We start from the raw sequence: 16,872 nt of genomic DNA, 5'->3' as shown, positions 1-16,872 counted from the left end.
TTAAATTTTTTGATATTAAACAACAGGAATAAATACATGAAAGTTCAGGTGAAAGTCCTTGATTCACGTCTGGGGCAGGAATGGCCATTGCCGACTTATGCAACAACTGGCTCAGCAGGACTCGATCTTCGTGCATGTGTCAACGAAACGACTGTAATTGAACCAGGTCAAACAGTTTTAGTAAAAACTGGTTTGGCGATTTATATTGAAGATCCAGCATTTGCTGGCTTGATCTTGCCACGTTCTGGTTTAGGTCATAAACATGGGATCGTTTTAGGTAACCTGGTGGGTCTGATCGATTCAGATTACCAAGGCGAGCTGATGGTCTCTGTATGGAACCGTAGTCAGGCTGCATTTAGCCTGGAACCAGGTGAGCGTTTGGCTCAGTATGTATTAGTGCCAGTGGTACAGGCCGAGTTTGATCTGGTGAATGAGTTTGAAGCAACCGAGCGTGGCGCGGGCGGTTTCGGTCATACTGGTAAAAACTAAAATTAAAGGATGACTTAACTTGGATGTTCTGGGTTAAGTCATCTTCTTTGTAGTTTTAATCATAAAAATAATAAAAAAATGATAGAGCTATTTAATAAACTTTATTCTTGAATTTTATTTTAATGAAAAATATTTAAATAAATTTTTAGTCTCATTTAAATAGAATAATAAAATCATTTAGAATTTAAGAAAATAGGTGATAAATAATGCAAGAAGTCATTTTTAGTTGGGTTTATTTATTTTACTAGTTATACAAATTAAATACATAAAAGATTAATAATTATACTTTTATAATTGATTGTCACATTCAATTCATATAAAAATACAGAGTCTTAAAACAAAAACAAATGTTTAAAGTCATGATGATTGCTTAATCATTATTTTATCTCCTTATATTCAATAGTGAAAAGAACAGTTTATGGGATCCATGAATCAACCCTTTCCGGCTCATATTTTTCGTGCCTACGATATCCGGGGTAAAGTCAGTTTACTCAGTACAGGTGTGATTGATGCTATTGCGCATGGTCTGGCTCAGCAATATCAAGCTGCGGGACAGACTCGGGTTGCGATTGGCTATGATGCCCGAATCAGCAGTCCGGCTTTTGCTGAAACCATTCGCCGTATTTTTCAAGACTATGCTATTGAAGCCGTCATTATCGGCTGTTGTTCCAGTCCGATGCTGTACTACACAGCGCGTCAGTTTGATGGTAATGGTGTGATGGTCACGGCCAGCCATAATTCTAAAGAAGATAATGGAATTAAATGGATTATTGCAGGGGAGCCGCCTTGTCCCGAGATGATTCAGCAGGTCGCACAAAAAGCAAAACTTCATGTAAATAGTTCTTTATCGTGTCTGAATGATTTGCCTCACCAAATTATTCCCGAATTTTGTCTGCAATATCAGCAGGAAATGCTTGAAGATATTCAGCTGAAGCGCCCATTTAAAGTGGTGCTGGACGGTCTGAACGGTTCGGCAGGACGTTGTGCCAACTTGGTGCTGCAAAAACTAGGTTGTGAAGTTACCGCCTTACGTTGTGAAGCCAATGGGCATTTTCCTGATCATGCGCCTGATCCTTCTCAGGAAGCACATTTACAAACCTTGCGTCAGGTTGTCATGCAACAGCAGGCGGATCTGGGTATTGCCCTAGATGGTGATGGGGACCGGTTGGTACTGGTGGATGAGCAGGGTGTCATTATTAGTGCTGATCAGCTTCTCTGTTTATTCGCAGAAATTTGTATGACTGGCACAAAAGCATGTCAGTTTGTTTATGACGTTAAATGTTCAACCCTGATTCGCGATACAGTTCAACGCCTGGGCGGAAAACCGGTGATGATTCGTACTGGTAGCTCATTCCTGCGAAAATATCTGGCGCAGTCCCAGCATCAGGCCATTTTTGGTGGTGAATATGCCGGGCATTATGTTTTTAATGACGGACGTGGCTGGGGCTATGATGACGGTCTTTATGCAGCGCTTCGGGTCATGGAATATCTGGATCAGAAAAGTATGACTTTAAGTAAGGCCTTGCGCGCTTATCCAAAACGTCATGGGACTGAAGATTTATATATTTCCACTCATCAGGTGCAGCCTGTTGAGCTTTTAAACTTTGTTGAGCAGCAATCTACGCAATTAAATGCACAAATCAGTAAAATTGACGGGATACGTCTTGATTTTGATGATGGTTTTGGCATCATTCGAGCATCCAATACGGGTGAATATTTCACGGTGCGCTTTGATGCCAATGATGCACAAGGCCTGAATGAAATTCGACATCTGTTTGTATCCATGTTGCGTGACCGTTATCCACAGATCGCTCAAGACATTTTAGATGCTCAATAAGGAGAGGCGAATGCCAAATCAGCATACAGGCATCGACAAAGCACAAATTTTAACTGAAGCTTTGCCGTATATCCAACGCTTTGCGGGTAAAACCCTGGTGGTAAAATACGGTGGCAACGCGATGACGGATCCTGAGCTAGAAAGCTCTTTTGCACGTGACATCGTTTTATTAAAAACAGTGGGTTTAAACCCGATTGTGGTACACGGCGGTGGTCCACAAGTCGATTCTATGCTGAAACAGCTAGGCCGTGAATCTGACCGTATTGACGGTATGCGCGTGACAGATCCGGCAACCATGGAAGTGGTTGAAATGGTTCTGGGCGGTAGCGTAAACAAATCAATTGTGAACCTGATCAACAAACATGGTGGCCGTGCAATTGGTTTAACCGGTAAAGATGGCAACCTGTTACGCGCCAAAAAGCTGTTAATGGAAAAGACGGCTGAAGACGGTTCAATCCAAAAAGTGGACCTGGGTATGGTGGGTGAAGTCGTTGGCGTGAAAACTGACGTACTGGAAATGTTTACCAACAGTGACTTTATTCCGGTGATTGCGCCACTCGGTGTCGATGAAGAAGGCAATACCTATAATATCAATGCGGATCTAGTCGCGGGTAAAGTGGCAGAAGCATTAGGGGCAGAAAAGCTGATTCTTCTGACCAATATTACGGGGGTGCTCGACGAAAATAAAAATCTGCTGACCGGTTTAACGACTCAGGAAGTTGATCGTCTGATCGAAACAGGTGTGATCTATGGCGGCATGATTCCTAAAGTCGGCTGTGCGCTTGACGCAGTAAAAGGCGGCGTGATCAGTGCACATATCGTGGATGGTCGCGTACCACATGCCAGCCTGTTAGAAATCTTTACTGATCATGGTGTAGGAACTTTAATTACCAATCGTTCTAATCCACATCGTCCATAAAGATAAATTGAATATCAAAGAGTCTCACTTGAGGCTCTTTTTTATTTCTTTTATTTTAAGATTTTGATCACTAGAAATATGAAAGTTAAATCTAAAGTATTTATTTTTAAGCTAAGTTTTGAAGCTTAAACTCCTTTTGCTAAATTAAATATAAAAAAATAGTTTATTAGCATTTTTAGCGCATAGCATTGCAATGATCGAGATTTGAAAAGGTTCAGCCTGTGATGCACAATAACCTTAAGAACACTCTGTGACCTGAATGAAGATTATGTGCCAGCTACTTGGAATGAATTGTGCGACACCAACAGATATTACCTTTTCATTTCGAGGTTTTTCTCAGCGGGCGGGGATTACCTCAGATCATTCTGATGGTTTTGGGATTGCTTTCTTTGAGGATAAGGCCTGCCGATTATTCGTTGATAATCAGTCTGCTGTTGAGTCACCGATTGCAGAACTAGTGCGCAATTATCCAATCAAATCCCGTAATGTAATTGCACATATCCGTAAAGCGACACAAGGCAAAATTAATCTGGAAAATTCGCATCCGTTTAGCCGTGAATTATGGGGACGACAATGGATCTTTGCTCATAATGGTGATTTAAAAGATTTTTTACCTGAGCTTTCTGGACGTTTTACGCCAGTTGGCAATACTGACAGTGAGCGTGCTTTCTGTTATTTGCTGGATCAGCTGGTGAAACATTTTGGTTATGATGAACCGAAGCTGGATCAGGTTTTTGATTTGTTGGCCGAGATTTCTCCATCCATTGCAGAGCATGGCACTTTTAATTTCTGTTTATCCAATGGTCAGGCTTTATTTACCTATGCAACGACTAAACTGCATTGGCTGGTTCGTAAATATCCATTTAAGCCAGCCCAACTGATTGATATCGAAGTTGAAGTTGATTTTAGCCAAGTCACCACGCCTGAAGATCGGGTCGCTGTGATTACCACAGAGCCGCTAACGCAGAATGAAGAATGGACAGCATTTCAGGAAGGTGAAATGATTTTGTTCAGAGATGGAGCCAAATATCGTTCCCAATTGACACATGTCGCCCGTCTGGAAAGAGAACGTTTGGATCCTTCGCTTAAAAGAGTGACTAAAGCAGATTTATATTAAATCTGGTTAAAATTCGATATTAAAAAACAGGACATCGCTCCTGTTTTTTTGAATTTGATATTTATTTTATAGTGAAATCATTAAAATAAATAAACCATGAAATATAAAATCGATCAAAAAATACTTTATTCTTGTGGTCGGGTTTAAAATATAATTGATTGGATAAACAATGATTTACATTAATTAAGTAGAAAATAAACTGAAAACCAACCGATTTACTTCATTTTTATTTAAATCAATTAGATATATGATCTTTTTCAAGCGATAAATCATTAATATCAATAGGTGGTCGTAATGAAAATGAAATGGGTTCCAGATTATAATACTGGTATCGATGTGATTGACGATCAGCACAAACGAATTCTCGATTATATCAATGAGATTGATGGAATTGATGCCAATACCGATCGTGCTCGTATTAAACAGATTCTAGAAAATATTATTGATTATACCCAGTCGCATTTTACCTTTGAAGAATCACTTCAGGAAGAAGCGGGTTATAAATATCGTGTGCCACATAAACGTGTGCATGACCTATTTATTAAAAAGATTGAATCTTATCGTGACCGTTTTGAATTGGGCCAATCTATTGAAGCGGAATTACATGAAGTATTATCTAAATGGCTGATCAATCATATTCAGCACGATGATGCGGATTATGTCGGTGCAGTAAAAGAAAATATGATGGGAATTATTAAAGATAAGGAAAAGAAAAAGGGTAAAAACTGGTTTGCCCGTTTCTTCTCATAACTCGATTGTTGTTAAAATAAAGACAAATCGGGAAAATAAAAAATAAAGCTTAATAACAAAAATAAAGCTTAATAATAAATTTGCGCAGCAAATCACGGGCATGGTGGTTTGCTTTTTTGTTTTTGATTTTCATCGCCTCACAAGGCAAAATAGCGCTAGATTTTTATAGGAATACATCATGCAGGACAATGCTATGTCAAAATGGTTATCGCCTCTGATGGCTTTCTGTTTATCCTTCCTTATCATTGCGACACTCGCACCGATAACAGGTATTCAGATTGACCGTCAGCTTGATTTCTGGATGTTGTGGTTAGCAACCATGCTAATACTGGCTCTTCCAGTCTGTTATCTGGAAATAGCGCTGGCGAAACGTTCAAAAACCACTGCACTACAGGCATTGTCGAGCCTTACCCGTGAAGCTGATAGTTCTCAGCGCTGGCGGATCGTCGGCTGGCTGGCAGTTGTATTTATTCCATTCCTTGCGGGTGCAATGCTCAATTATGCTTCTAATGTGATTGCAGTGGCCAATCTCGATGTTCAGCAGCCAGTGATTTTCGTTGTGCTGGCGATTGCTGCATTTGTTTTATCGCTGGTACCACGTTTAATTTTGGTTGGGATTACTGCGATCGGCGTGCTTGCATCTTTGATTATGGCGAATGTCATAGGAACTGAATTACCGGCTTGGCAGGTAACACCCGTCCAATTCGTAGAATGGGGCAATGCCACAGTATTGGCTTTGGTGGCGAGTGGTCTAGGTATGGGGCTGTATTGGCAATCAAGTCTGACTGTCGTAAAACAGCAAGATGTTGCGACTAAAACTGCTTTACCGATTTGGGTCGCGCAGCTATTAGCGATCATCGCCTTTGGTTTCTTTGCAGTAAAAGCTGAAATCCCTGCATTTGCTTTAATCGCAGCCATTGTCGCAGCCGCTGCTTTGCTTATGCAAATGGCACGTGAGCAATTACAGCAACGTCAAATGAATATTATCATTCAGTGGGCGATTGTGATCGCTGCCACCTTGGTCTGGTTAATTCCAAATGTTGCTATAATTTTCAATAATCTGCTGATTCTTTGGGGACTGGTGATCAGTCTGATTTATGCCTTGTTTGCTGGCTGGATCATGAAGATCAGCCATTTACGTAAATCGATGAACTTTAGCTCAGAAGCAGTGTATAACATCTGGCGTATTGCGGTTCGTATTGTCTTACCAGTATCAATTATTCTGGCGATTGTTGCGGTATTAGGACAATTTTTCTGATGACTGAGGCAATGATCTGGGTGGCCTATGCTACCCCGGAACAACAGTTTCATATTGCTGTACCTTTCCAGCCCGGCATGACTGCATTGGATGCAATTGAGCAAAGCGGAATCCGTGCACAGGTGGAATTGCCTGAACCTCTGAATCTGGGTATTTTTGGCGCTAAGCTACAGGATCATACCCAGCCATTGGCAGCAGGGGACCGGGTAGAGATTTATCGTGCTTTAACCATTAATCCCAAGGATATCCGCCGTAAACGCGCTGAGAAGAATCCGGTAGGACGTTATGCCAAAGGTAACCGTTTCAAGCAAAATAAACGTTCCGATTAGTGGAATGTGGCTTTATTGAACAGATGGTCTGATTATTTGATAAATCAATCTATTTAATTAAAAAAACCCCTGATCATACAGGGGTTTTTTTATGCAAAACCGATTATAGTGGTGGGGCATTTAAGATCGCTTCTTTGGAACCTGGTAAACCTGGCTGAGATTCTGGAATGGTTTCCAGACCTTCAATACGCTCTACGATACCAGACTGATTAAAGTAAATTTTTAGATGCTGGCCTTGGGCTGCTGGGATCTTGGCTTTTTTAGCATAGGTTCCTGGGGTATAGTTGTAGATGTAGTCCCAGCGTAGCGGATTGAGCGGATCAGATACTGTTGGACTACCGAGCAGGAAACGCACCTGTTGGTGGCTCATTCCTACCTGAATTTTAGAGGCTTGTGCTTGAGTTAAAGGTGTTCCTTGAGGAATATCAACTTTGTACACACCTAATGTCGAACAGCCGACAAGCAATGAAGTGACGAATAACGTCAGCATGATTTTTTGCATTTTGCTACACTATCCCAAATTAATTATGATGCATTTGATCCAAGGATAGATCATACTGCATCTAAACTTTGTTGCCTATTCCAACTTTGATTTTGTTGAGAGACCTTTTTACATGCCTATTTCAAACCAAGATTTACGAAAAGCTGGACTGAAAGTTACCCTTCCACGAATTAAAATATTAGAACTATTAGAAAACTCTAGACGGCATCACCTTAGCGCTGAAGACATTTATAAGACTTTACTCGAACAAGGGGAAGATGTGGGTCTTGCAACTGTGTATCGTGTGTTAACACAATTTGAGGCAGCAGGGATTATCGAGCGTCATAATTTTGAAAATAATCACTCAGTTTTTGAAATTATGCAGGAAGATCACCACGATCACTTGGTTTGTCAAAATTGCAACAAAGTCGTTGAATTTACGAATGATGTTATTGAACATGAACAACACGAAGTTGCGAAGAAATTTGGCTTTGCATTGACTGGTCATTCACTTAATCTTTACGGTTATTGTGACGCGCCTGAATGTCAGGAAGCTTACCGTAAGAAATAATTCAGCTTTAGGCTGAAATAAAAACAGGCTTTATTAAAAGCCTGTTTTTTTTGCTTTGAAAATGATCAGGTTTGACCATCAAAAGTAATATTGGAATGCGCACGTAATAAATGCTCGCCACCTTCTTCTGACAGTTTGATTTGCAGACGCAGGTCGTTTGGTGAGTCGGCGTGTTTTAGTGCATCTTTATAGCTAATCTGCTTGGCCTTATACAGGTCATATAATGCCTGGTCGAAGGTTTGCATGCCCAGTTCACGTGAACGTTTCATCAAATCCTTGATTTCATGCACATCGCCCTTACGGATCAGATCCGCAATCAATGGCGAATTGATCAGGATTTCAATCGCTGCACGGCGGCCATTACTATCGATAGTTGGAATTAGCTGCTGTGCCACAATGGCTTTCATGTTCAGGGACAGATCCATAAACAGCTGGCTGTGACGGTCGGCTTCGAAGAAGTGAATGATACGGTCGATGGCCTGGTTGGCGTTGTTGGCGTGCAGGGTCGCAAAAACCAGGTGACCGGTTTCCGCAAAGGCAATTGCATAGTCCATGGTTTCACGAGAACGGATCTCACCGATCAGAATCACATCTGGTGCCTGACGCAGGGTATTTTTCAATGCCACTTCAAAGGAGTCAGTATCGATACCGACTTCGCGCTGAGTAATGATACAGCCTTTATGCTGGTGCACAAATTCGATCGGGTCTTCAATGGTAATGATATGACCTTTGGAATTTTCATTACGGTAGCCAATCAAAGAGGCGAGGGAAGTCGATTTACCCGTACCGGTTGCACCCACAAAAATAATGATACCGCGTTTGGTCATTGCCAATTCTTTTAGAATAGGCGGTAATTTCAGCTCATCCATAGTCGGAATGACGGTTTCAATACGACGCAGTACCATACCTGGCTGATCGCGTTGCTGGAATGCGCTGACACGGAAACGTGCCGATTTGTCCGGGTTGCTGATGGCGAAGTTACACTCGCGTGTGTCCGCAAATTCCTTGCGCTGCTTCTCGGTCATGATTGAGTTAAGTAGCTGTCCCACAGCTGCACCCGGTAATTTTACCGAGCCAATCGGTACAATCTGACCATTAATTTTGATAGAGGGTTCAACATCGGCTGTAATGAACAGATCCGAGGCCTTTTTCTCTACCATGTAGTTGAGTAAGCCGTTAAAGTCCATGATAAAACCCCAAAAAATTAATTATTTTTATAAGAATGATTCAGGCTGTTTTGCTGCAGTACGGGCGACTTGCGGACTGATAATCCCTTTCGATACCAGCGTTTTCAGGCTTTGATCCAGCGTGGTCATGCCATAGTTGGCACCGGTTTGAATCGCAGAGTACATCTGTGCCACTTTGTTTTCACGGATCAGGTTACGGATCGCCGGAATACCGATCATGATTTCGTGTGCAGCCACACGACCACCCCCATTTTTCTTCAATAGGGTTTGCGAAATAACAGCTTGCAGCGATTCAGACAACATGGCACGCACCATGTCCTTTTCTTCAGCAGGGAATACGTCAATCACACGGTCAATGGTTTTTGCTGCTGAGGTGGTATGCAGGGTACCGAAGACCAAGTGACCGGTTTCCGCAGCAGTGAGTGCCAGACGGATGGTTTCAAGGTCACGCATCTCACCGACCAGAATAATATCCGGGTCTTCACGTAATGCAGAACGTAATGCTTCATTAAATCCATGCGTGTCACGATGTACTTCACGCTGGTTGATCAGACATTTTTTTGATTGGTGTACAAATTCGATTGGATCTTCGACGGTCAGGATATGGTCATAGCGGTTGTCATTGATATAGTCCAGCATCGCTGCAAGCGTCGTTGATTTACCCGAACCGGTTGGTCCTGTCACCAGTACAATACCACGTGGATATTCGCAGATATCTTTAAAGATCTGACCCATGCCTAGATCTTCAATGGTCAGTACTTTAGATGGAATGGTACGGAATACTGCGCCTGCACCGCGGTTCTGGTTAAATGCGTTCACACGGAAACGGGCCACACCTGGAACTTCAAAAGAGAAGTCAGTTTCCAGATTTTCTTCATAATCACGGCGTTGCTTGTCGTTCATGATGTCGTACACTAGTTTGTGTACTTCTTTATGTTCTAGTGCAGGCAGGTTGATGCGGCGTACTTCCCCGTCCACACGAATCATGGGTGGTAAACCTGCTGATAAGTGTAAATCCGACGCACCATTTTTAGCAGAAAAGGCTAACAGTTCTGTAATATCCATAAGGTCCCCGAGTTCATTAAAATGTTATTTATTTTGCTAGAATAATAAGGCTTTCCCACAGCTTAACCAACACTTAGTTGATGAGCAAGGGAAAAAAATCCGCACGAAATGAGAACCCCATCAATGAATATGCTGCAACAGTCACGAAATCAGGTTTTAGCTCAGATCCAGTCCGCCTGCGCTCTGGCGGGGCGTGAGCCGGATTTGGTGCAACTTCTGGCCGTCTCCAAAACCCAGCCTAGCCCTGTGCTGGCAGAAATGTATCAGGCTGGTCAGCGTGCCTTTGGTGAAAACTATTTACAGGAAGCACTGGAAAAAATCACGGCACTCAAAGACCTGGATATTGAGTGGCATTTTATCGGTCATGTGCAGCGCAATAAGACCAAACACCTGGCAGAAAATTTTGCTTGGGTGCATGGAGTAGATCGTCTGATTATTGCTGAACGTTTATCTAATCAGCGTAGTGATTCTCAAGCTGCGCTTAATATCTGTCTGCAAGTCAATATTGATGGACAGGATAGCAAGGACGGTTGTCAGCCTGAGGAAGTAGCTGATCTGGTTGCACAGATTAGTCAATTACCGAATTTGCGCTTACGTGGTCTGATGGTCATTCCTGCGCCAGAAAATACTCAGGCTTTCGCAGATGCCAAAGCCTTGTTCGAAGAGGTCAAAAGCCAACATGCAAAACCTGAAGACTGGGATACTTTAAGTATGGGAATGTCTGCCGACATGACTGAGGCGATTGCAGCAGGTTCTACCATGGTACGTGTGGGAACTGCCTTGTTTGGCGCACGTCCTAAAAAAGCGGACTGATTTGTACTGACAATTGAGTTTTGGGAAAGCGTTATTGCAGAGTAGTTGATAACGCTTTTTTTCTTTGGGGTTCCAGCCATTGGGCCATAAGCCAGGCAAAGAAAATTAAGCTGCACATGCTCATAAATAAGGATAAAACGGCACCCTCAAGACCATGATCAAGCGTTGCAGGAAAGCAGCCTAGAATAAAAAGCAGTAAAGGGAAATGAGTGACATAAAGTGTATAGGAGAAATTTGCAGACTGAGGCCAAACTGGTTGATATTGGCTTTGTTGATGTTGCAGCTGCACAATCCAGCAGACAAAGGCGAGCCCCATACACAGGTTAAACGGCACAAAATAATTTACACGATATAAGTCAGCCTGTTCAATGACATGAAACTGGTAAGCATCCGCACAGGCAATTATAAACGCCAAGCCAAAGAGTACTAATTTAACGAGTTGTAGTCGACTCAAAAAACGCAGCTGGATCTGCTGGAATGAACTGGCAAAGGCAACTAGCCAGAGCAGAAAATAAAACAGGAACTGAAAGTTCAGTATTGAAAGCCCTAGAAGCAAGATAAAAAAGCCGATTTTAGCGATTCCAGAATCTTTTAAAAAAGGCAGAAATCCGGCCAGCACATAAAACCAGACTTCAAAACTCAGGCTCCAGAGCGGTGCATTGGCAGATACCGTCGGTGTAATAAAGCCGTTTAGAAAGAATAAAGAACCTAAAAAATCCTGAGTGTCAATGTTATATGCAGTCCGAATCATCATGCCAAAACTGTTCTGGAACTCATGGCTATGTGAAGCAAAAAATGTAGGTGCTAGCGCATATAGAATCAGACTGAAAGCGGATGCAAACAGAAAGGGCGGTAAAATGCGCCGATAACGCTGCCGTATATACTGCCGCAGATTAAAATTTTCATGTTGTTGGATGTTGTTCTGGACCGAAGTCCCGATTAAATAGCCACTGAGCACAAAAAAGATCATCACAGCAGCCTGGCCTAATAGACGTACCCAGGAATATAGGCTCAGATCAAAAGGCGCGATAAAAGCCTGAAAACTATGACTGAATAGCACCACAATGGCACTGATACCCCGTAAGCTCTCAAGTTGTAAGCTGAAATAGGGCGAGAGCTTGTTCGGGATAGAGCTCATGCTTTAACCTATAATCTGAATGGTACTGGCACCGGCACCGACCGGTTTAACCTGAATCTGAACCGGAATCCGTTCATGCATCTCCTGTACATGTGAAATTAGCACCACTTTACGGCCCTGACTCTGCAAATGATCCAGTGCATTCATGACCATATGTAAGGAAGCCGGGTCTAAAGTACCAAAACCTTCATCAATAAATAGCGATTCTAGTTTCATTGAGCCGGAAGCCATATTGGCAATCGCCAAGGCCAGAGCCAGAGAGACCAGGAAGGTTTCACCGCCAGAGAGTGACAGGACAGGACGCACTTCGCTGTTCATATCCAGATCGATAATCGCCAGACTTAAACTGTCTGGAATCCGGTACAGCTGATAACGCGGCGCCAGGGGCTGTAATTGCTGATTGGCATATTCGACCAGAATATCCAGGTGATGTTCCTGCGCGATTTTCTGGAATTTGGTGCCTTCCTTATGGCCGATCAGGTCATAGATCCGACCCCAACGATATTCTTCAGTTTTGACCTGTTCAATCTGATGCTGGTAGCGTTGTAAGGTCGATTGATTATTGGCATGTATTCTTAATTTGGTGGCAACCTCATTACAGGCATTTTCCTGTTCAGCTTTTTCCTGTGCCAGACTACTTAAGCGCAGTTCAACTTCTTCAAAGCTAAGTTCAGGCTTGGATTTCAAATGATGCTGATATTGTTCTTCCAGAATGTCCCAAGCCGTTTTGGCATTTTCAACCGCCTGATGTTGTGCCTGTAATTGCTGGCGAATTTGCTGATGCTGTTGTAAATCAATATTCAGGCAATGCTGGATATGTTCAGCATCAAAAGCAGGATGTGTATTTTGCCAGTCCTGAATAGATTGCTGGCATTGCTTGATCTGCTGTTCCAGTTGCTGAATCTGGGTGATGAAACTCTGTTTTTTCAGTTCCGCCTGTTGTAAACGCTGATCATGCTGCTGGGTCATCAGACTCTGTGCCCGTAGCTGTTCATCCAACGCCTGTTGTTGTTGCTCCAAACGGTCACGCCATTCTTGTGCCTTAGGATATGTCTGACCGGCATGGGTAAGGGTCAGATGGTTGAGCTGTTCACGTAGCGCTTTACCCATATTCAGCGCCGTATCCATCTTTTGCTGTAACTGTGCATCATATTGTTGATGCAGGCTGAGCTGATCACGTGTTTTTTCAATCTGCTGGTTTAAGCTTTGGATGTGAGTCTCTAGGGTTTTGAATTCCTGAGACTGTTTCTGACGTTGTTGCAGTTGTTGGGATAACTGCTGACAGCTTGATGAGGCATCAGTAATCCAGGATTTCTGCAAGGACTCAGGCAGTAGATTAAGAACCGGATGAATCATTTGTTCTAGCTGTAAATGCTGCTGCATGCTAAAAAGTAGCTGATCCCGCTGTTGCTGTTGCTGACGCCACTGTTTCCAGTCACTTTGCTGATTTTGCAGGGTCTGGACTAGCTGCTGTTGTTCTTGTTGAAGTTGAAGCACATGCTGACCAAGCTGTTGCTGCAAATGATCTGTACTCTGGCTTAAATCCAACAGCAAATCAAATTGCTGAAGGTCCTGATTCAACTGAATCTTCTGCTGTTGTAGTGTCGTATTGAGCTGACTGCTGCGTTGCTGATGTTGCTCAATTAAGGTTTGTAGTTGAGATTGCTGGATTTGTGCTTGCTGATATGCCTGAGTCAGTTGCTGTAGTTTTTTCTGAGCTTCCTGAAGCTGCTGGTCATGTAGCTGTTGCAAAGCATTTTCTAGCAGTTCCTGATGCTGTACAAAAGGATGCTCATGACTGCCACAGACCATACAAGGCTCATTTGGTTTCAGCTGTGCACGTAATTCCTGAACACTTTGTGCCTGTAATAAACGTTGCTGAGCCAGTACTTGTTGCAATTGTTCGAAGGCCTGTTCTGCTTCCTGACGTTGTTGCTGTAATTGAACCAGCTCAGTTTCTAGTTGCTTTAAACGATCATGATGGTTTTTTAAATCCCGGTTCAATTGTAGGCTTTCAGCTTCTAAGCCAGCCATTTGCTGTACGGTTCGCATTAAAGCTTCAAGCTTCGAATGCTGGGTACTGAGTTGCTGTTGTTGGGTCTGGAACTGTTGGATTTGCTGTTCAAGCTGGTCCAGATGAGTATAGCGCTGAGTGAGTTCCTGCAAGCTGGCAGATAAAGCCTGTTGCTGCTGTTCCAGTTCAGTCCGGCTAGATTGGAAAAGTGCCGGGTGCTGCCGCATGAATTTCTGGTGAAGTTCCTGATAGTCCCGCAGGCGTTGCAGAGTCGCCTGCGGTTCGTCATCAAAAACCGCTAAAAAGCTCTGTTGTTCTAGTTGCTTTTGAATCTGCTGGTACTGAGCCTGAACCTGTTGTAACCGTTGCTCAGTCTGCACCAGTTGATTCTGAACAGGCTGAATCTTCTGGGTTCTATAGGTCTGCTGTTCAGCTGCAAGCTGTCTGTACTGATCGCCAATCGATAGCATTTCATGATCCAGCTTGAGTCCCTGATCCAGATAAGGTTTGATCTTCTGGAAATCATATTGCTGCTGTTGTTGCTGTTGCTGAATGTGCTGCAACTTGTACTGTTCGCTATCACGCTGCTGTTGAACTGCTGTGAATTCGGCAACAAAGTTTTGCTGCTCAATCAGTAAATAGCTACGCTGCTTTTGAAACTGCTGTTGCTGGACAAACTGTTCCCGAATCTGCTGAAACTGGTCCAGTTGATCTAATAACTGTTTTTGCGGTGCCATCTTCTGTTCAGCATCCAGTTGAACCGTATAGATTTCTTTTTTTGCCTGAATTTCAGTATAAAGATAATGCTGCTGGCGATGCCATTTCAGGTCATTTTCCAGTACCTTTTCACTCTGGTTTAGATGCTCAACCGCTTGTTTTAAAGTAGTGTGTTGCTGCTGTAAGGCAGAAATATCTTCTTCAGATAACAGTTCCAGATGACCGATTAATTTTTCCAAGTCAGCACGTTTTTGTTTTACTTCACTATGTTTTTCAAATGCTTTTTGGCTGACCAGACTGAAAATCTGAGAATTGGTCAGATATTCGAGTAAATCGGCACGTTCATTATCTTTGGCTTTTAGAAAGGCACCAACCTCAGACTGTGCTAGTAGAACCGCACGGGTAAACTGCTCGAAACTCAAGCCGACCAGTTTTTCAATCAGCGGCGTGCATTCAGAAATTTTCTGGTTCAACACACGTTGATCATCCAGACAGGTAATGGCACGATCGACCTTTAAATTACCATCCACTTTCTGCCGGGCACGACGAATTTCCCAACGTGCGGTATAACGTTTCTGGTCTAGGGCAATAAATTCAAGCTCGGCAAAACCCTGTACGCAGCCACGACGCAGAATATTTTTGGAATCCTTGATCGAGACATCCTGTCCGCCGGCATCTTTCAGACTGCCTGTCGCGCCTTTTAAACGTGGAATTTCGTTGTACAGCGCCAGGCACATGGCATCGAGCAGGGTAGATTTTCCAGCACCGGTTTTTCCAGTAATCGCAATCAGTCCGGCATGTGCCAGAGGATTTGATTCAAAATCAATATGGTGCGTACCAGCGAGAGAGGCGAGGTTATTTAGGCTCAGACGGATAATTTTCATGGCTGATCCTAAGCTTGTTGTTTTTGTGCAAGTTCATGTTGGGCTTCGACCAGTAACTGCTGAAAATCCTGCTGCACCGAATGATCCTGGCTATAGCCCATTTTTTCCCAGATATTGAAAAACAGTGTTTCTGGTGTTGGAGGTGCCAAGTCAATTTTAGAGCTATCGGTCTGATCTTCTGCTTGTCGTTGATAAATCCGGCTGATGCGTAGCAGACGATAACGATTTGGCGGCAGTGCCTGTTCAATCTGCTGACGTAAATCTACTGGTGGCGGTGCATCAGTAGTGTATTCAATTTCCAGAAAATGTCGTGCTGCCAGATGCTCAATTTCCCCAGTCGGCAATGCTTTTACTTTGCTGAGCAGATTTTCCAGATTTTCCCGGATTCTAAACAGCTCGACAGTACGAGGAACTTTCAGTGCTTCAAACTGAAAACGCTGTTCAGCATTTTGTTCAGGATCGATTCTGACTTCAACGACCTGATGCGAATAGTTGATCTCACTAAAGGATAGGGGAATCGGGGAGCCACTATAGCGGATATGTGGCTGACCGACTTTTTGAGGTTTGTGCAGATGTCCCAGAGCGACATAATCAATGACTTCATCAAATAGCGCCGTTGAGAGAGCCTCTTCATTGCCGACAATAATGGGCCGTTCGGAATCGGAAGTTTCACCACCTTGCATATGCGCATGTGACATAAGAATCAGCGCCTGATGTGGCTGCTTACGTGCCTTGGCTTCGGCAATCAACTGTTGGTGCAGATAGCTGATGGCATTCTGGCTATTATGGGTATGTTCATTAATACCGGTAATCTCGGCACTACGCAAATAAGGCAGGGTTAGGCACCAGGCAATAATCTCTAGCTGCTGGTCATAAATCGGAACCAGCAAACGATCCAGATCAAGAGCATTGTCCGCAGTCCGGCCGACAATACCCACCGCTTTAGCATTAAATTTGGTCAATAAAGGTTGAACCTGTTCAATTCGATAACCTGAATCATGGTTGCCGGCAATCATCAGGGTTTGCATATGCGGTGCCAGTTCATGGGCATCGGCAAGGAATTGATAAAGCTGTCTTTGGGCACTGGAAGCGGGATTGATGACATCAAAAATATCACCGGCAATCAGTAGGGCATGTGGCTGTTTTTCCTTGATTTGTTCAAGAAGCCAATTCAGGAATTGTGCATGTTCAAATTCACGGTCATGGTTATGGAAAAATTGTCCCAAATGCCAATCAGAAGTATGTAGAAAATGAACTGCCATGTATACCCACCTTTATTTTTGCCCTCCTACTATAGAAAAAA

The 16,872-nt window shown here is 43.2% G+C and carries 15 protein-coding genes; 9 read left to right on the top strand and 6 right to left on the bottom strand.

Annotated elements, in window-relative coordinates; genetic code table 11:
- Window positions 1–36: 36 nt before the first annotated feature.
- The 7 genes from dut to FTU72_RS08975 all read left to right on the top strand — a co-directional run bounded on the left by dut (window position 37) and on the right by FTU72_RS08975 (window position 6,699).
- Entirely contained in the window at window positions 37–489 is a 453-nt protein-coding gene (gene dut, locus FTU72_RS09005) for a dUTP diphosphatase (RefSeq protein WP_180017037.1), read from the top strand.
- A 418-nt stretch (window positions 490–907) separates the two neighbouring features.
- Entirely contained in the window at window positions 908–2,326 is a 1,419-nt protein-coding gene (locus tag FTU72_RS09000) for a phosphomannomutase/phosphoglucomutase (protein ID WP_180052730.1), read from the top strand.
- Window positions 2,327–2,336: 10 nt separating this feature from the next.
- On the top strand, window positions 2,337–3,245 hold the full coding sequence (argB, locus tag FTU72_RS08995; RefSeq protein WP_159123314.1) for an acetylglutamate kinase: 909 nt from the start codon (window positions 2,337–2,339) through the stop codon (window positions 3,243–3,245).
- A gap of 268 nt (window positions 3,246–3,513) precedes the next feature.
- On the top strand, window positions 3,514–4,362 hold the full coding sequence (locus tag FTU72_RS08990; protein WP_179992931.1) for a class II glutamine amidotransferase: 849 nt from the start codon (window positions 3,514–3,516) through the stop codon (window positions 4,360–4,362).
- A gap of 294 nt (window positions 4,363–4,656) precedes the next feature.
- Window positions 4,657–5,112, top strand: coding sequence for a bacteriohemerythrin (locus FTU72_RS08985; RefSeq protein ID WP_004783243.1), 456 nt, complete (start codon window positions 4,657–4,659; stop codon window positions 5,110–5,112).
- Window positions 5,113–5,290: 178 nt separating this feature from the next.
- Window positions 5,291–6,370 carry a hypothetical protein gene (locus FTU72_RS08980; protein ID WP_180052729.1) on the top strand — a complete coding sequence of 360 codons (1,080 nt, stop codon included), beginning with the start codon at window positions 5,291–5,293 and terminating at the stop codon, window positions 6,368–6,370.
- Complete coding sequence (locus FTU72_RS08975; protein WP_005221123.1) at window positions 6,370–6,699, top strand: RnfH family protein; 330 nt, start codon at window positions 6,370–6,372, stop codon at window positions 6,697–6,699. Before FTU72_RS08980 ends, FTU72_RS08975 begins: the two co-directional genes overlap by 1 nt.
- Window positions 6,700–6,802: 103 nt before the next feature.
- Here the strand turns inward: FTU72_RS08975 and FTU72_RS08970 are convergent, their stop codons facing one another.
- Window positions 6,803–7,201: an outer membrane protein assembly factor BamE gene (locus FTU72_RS08970; protein ID WP_004783238.1), complete on the bottom strand. Its 399-nt coding sequence runs from the start codon at window positions 7,199–7,201 to the stop codon at window positions 6,803–6,805.
- Window positions 7,202–7,313: 112 nt separating this feature from the next.
- Here FTU72_RS08970 and fur point away from each other — a divergent pair, with 112 nt between their 5' ends.
- Window positions 7,314–7,751, top strand: coding sequence for a ferric iron uptake transcriptional regulator (gene fur / locus FTU72_RS08965; RefSeq protein ID WP_004783237.1), 438 nt, complete (start codon window positions 7,314–7,316; stop codon window positions 7,749–7,751).
- 65 nt (window positions 7,752–7,816) lie between these two features.
- Here the strand turns inward: fur and FTU72_RS08960 are convergent, their stop codons facing one another.
- Both FTU72_RS08960 and FTU72_RS08955 read right to left on the bottom strand, forming a co-directional pair.
- A complete protein-coding gene (locus FTU72_RS08960; protein ID WP_180052728.1) occupies window positions 7,817–8,938 on the bottom strand; it encodes a PilT/PilU family type 4a pilus ATPase in 1,122 nt (373 codons plus the stop codon).
- Window positions 8,939–8,965: 27 nt separating this feature from the next.
- The gene (locus FTU72_RS08955) at window positions 8,966–10,003 is read right to left on the bottom strand and encodes a type IV pilus twitching motility protein PilT (RefSeq protein WP_004783232.1); all 1,038 of its coding nucleotides are present in this window, start codon (window positions 10,001–10,003) and stop codon (window positions 8,966–8,968) included.
- 123 nt (window positions 10,004–10,126) lie between these two features.
- Here FTU72_RS08955 and FTU72_RS08950 point away from each other — a divergent pair, with 123 nt between their 5' ends.
- Window positions 10,127–10,816 (top strand): YggS family pyridoxal phosphate-dependent enzyme, encoded by a 690-nt coding sequence (locus FTU72_RS08950; RefSeq protein ID WP_166137945.1) that lies wholly within the window; start codon window positions 10,127–10,129, stop codon window positions 10,814–10,816.
- Window positions 10,817–10,847: 31 nt separating this feature from the next.
- On the opposite strand, the gene FTU72_RS08945 is transcribed toward FTU72_RS08950, so the two are convergent.
- The 3 genes from FTU72_RS08945 to FTU72_RS08935 are packed head-to-tail and all read right to left on the bottom strand — an operon-like array spanning window position 10,848 to window position 16,831.
- The gene (locus tag FTU72_RS08945; protein ID WP_180052727.1) at window positions 10,848–11,954 is read right to left on the bottom strand and encodes an acyltransferase; all 1,107 of its coding nucleotides are present in this window, start codon (window positions 11,952–11,954) and stop codon (window positions 10,848–10,850) included.
- Between the two features lie 3 nt (window positions 11,955–11,957).
- Window positions 11,958–15,569: an AAA family ATPase gene (locus FTU72_RS08940; protein ID WP_180052726.1), complete on the bottom strand. Its 3,612-nt coding sequence runs from the start codon at window positions 15,567–15,569 to the stop codon at window positions 11,958–11,960.
- An 8-nt stretch (window positions 15,570–15,577) separates the two neighbouring features.
- On the bottom strand, window positions 15,578–16,831 hold the full coding sequence (locus tag FTU72_RS08935) for an exonuclease SbcCD subunit D C-terminal domain-containing protein (RefSeq protein WP_180052725.1): 1,254 nt from the start codon (window positions 16,829–16,831) through the stop codon (window positions 15,578–15,580).
- Between the last annotated feature and the right edge of the window lie 41 nt (window positions 16,832–16,872).

This window comes from Acinetobacter sp. YH12137 (assembly GCF_013418535.1).
GTDB lineage: Bacteria > Pseudomonadota > Gammaproteobacteria > Pseudomonadales > Moraxellaceae > Acinetobacter.
This window is presented reverse-complemented; position numbering and strand designations above follow the sequence as displayed.

Excerpts from the sequence above, each read along its gene's own strand:
- FTU72_RS08945 (WP_180052727.1), bottom strand. The coding sequence starts at position 11,954 with ATGAGCTCTATCCCGAACAAGCTCTCGCCCTATTTCAGCTTACAACTT.
- FTU72_RS08990 (WP_179992931.1), top strand. The coding sequence starts at position 3,514 with ATGTGCCAGCTACTTGGAATGAATTGTGCGACACCAACAGATATTACC.
- FTU72_RS08970 (WP_004783238.1), bottom strand. The coding sequence starts at position 7,201 with ATGCAAAAAATCATGCTGACGTTATTCGTCACTTCATTGCTTGTCGGC.
- FTU72_RS08955 (WP_004783232.1), bottom strand. The coding sequence starts at position 10,003 with ATGGATATTACAGAACTGTTAGCCTTTTCTGCTAAAAATGGTGCGTCG.
- FTU72_RS08935 (WP_180052725.1), bottom strand. The coding sequence starts at position 16,831 with ATGGCAGTTCATTTTCTACATACTTCTGATTGGCATTTGGGACAATTT.
- fur (WP_004783237.1), top strand. The coding sequence starts at position 7,314 with ATGCCTATTTCAAACCAAGATTTACGAAAAGCTGGACTGAAAGTTACC.
- FTU72_RS08980 (WP_180052729.1), top strand. The coding sequence starts at position 5,291 with ATGCAGGACAATGCTATGTCAAAATGGTTATCGCCTCTGATGGCTTTC.
- FTU72_RS09000 (WP_180052730.1), top strand. The coding sequence starts at position 908 with ATGGGATCCATGAATCAACCCTTTCCGGCTCATATTTTTCGTGCCTAC.
- argB (WP_159123314.1), top strand. The coding sequence starts at position 2,337 with ATGCCAAATCAGCATACAGGCATCGACAAAGCACAAATTTTAACTGAA.
- dut (WP_180017037.1), top strand. The coding sequence starts at position 37 with ATGAAAGTTCAGGTGAAAGTCCTTGATTCACGTCTGGGGCAGGAATGG.
- FTU72_RS08940 (WP_180052726.1), bottom strand. The coding sequence starts at position 15,569 with ATGAAAATTATCCGTCTGAGCCTAAATAACCTCGCCTCTCTCGCTGGT.
- FTU72_RS08950 (WP_166137945.1), top strand. The coding sequence starts at position 10,127 with ATGAATATGCTGCAACAGTCACGAAATCAGGTTTTAGCTCAGATCCAG.
- FTU72_RS08975 (WP_005221123.1), top strand. The coding sequence starts at position 6,370 with ATGACTGAGGCAATGATCTGGGTGGCCTATGCTACCCCGGAACAACAG.
- FTU72_RS08960 (WP_180052728.1), bottom strand. The coding sequence starts at position 8,938 with ATGGACTTTAACGGCTTACTCAACTACATGGTAGAGAAAAAGGCCTCG.
- FTU72_RS08985 (WP_004783243.1), top strand. The coding sequence starts at position 4,657 with ATGAAAATGAAATGGGTTCCAGATTATAATACTGGTATCGATGTGATT.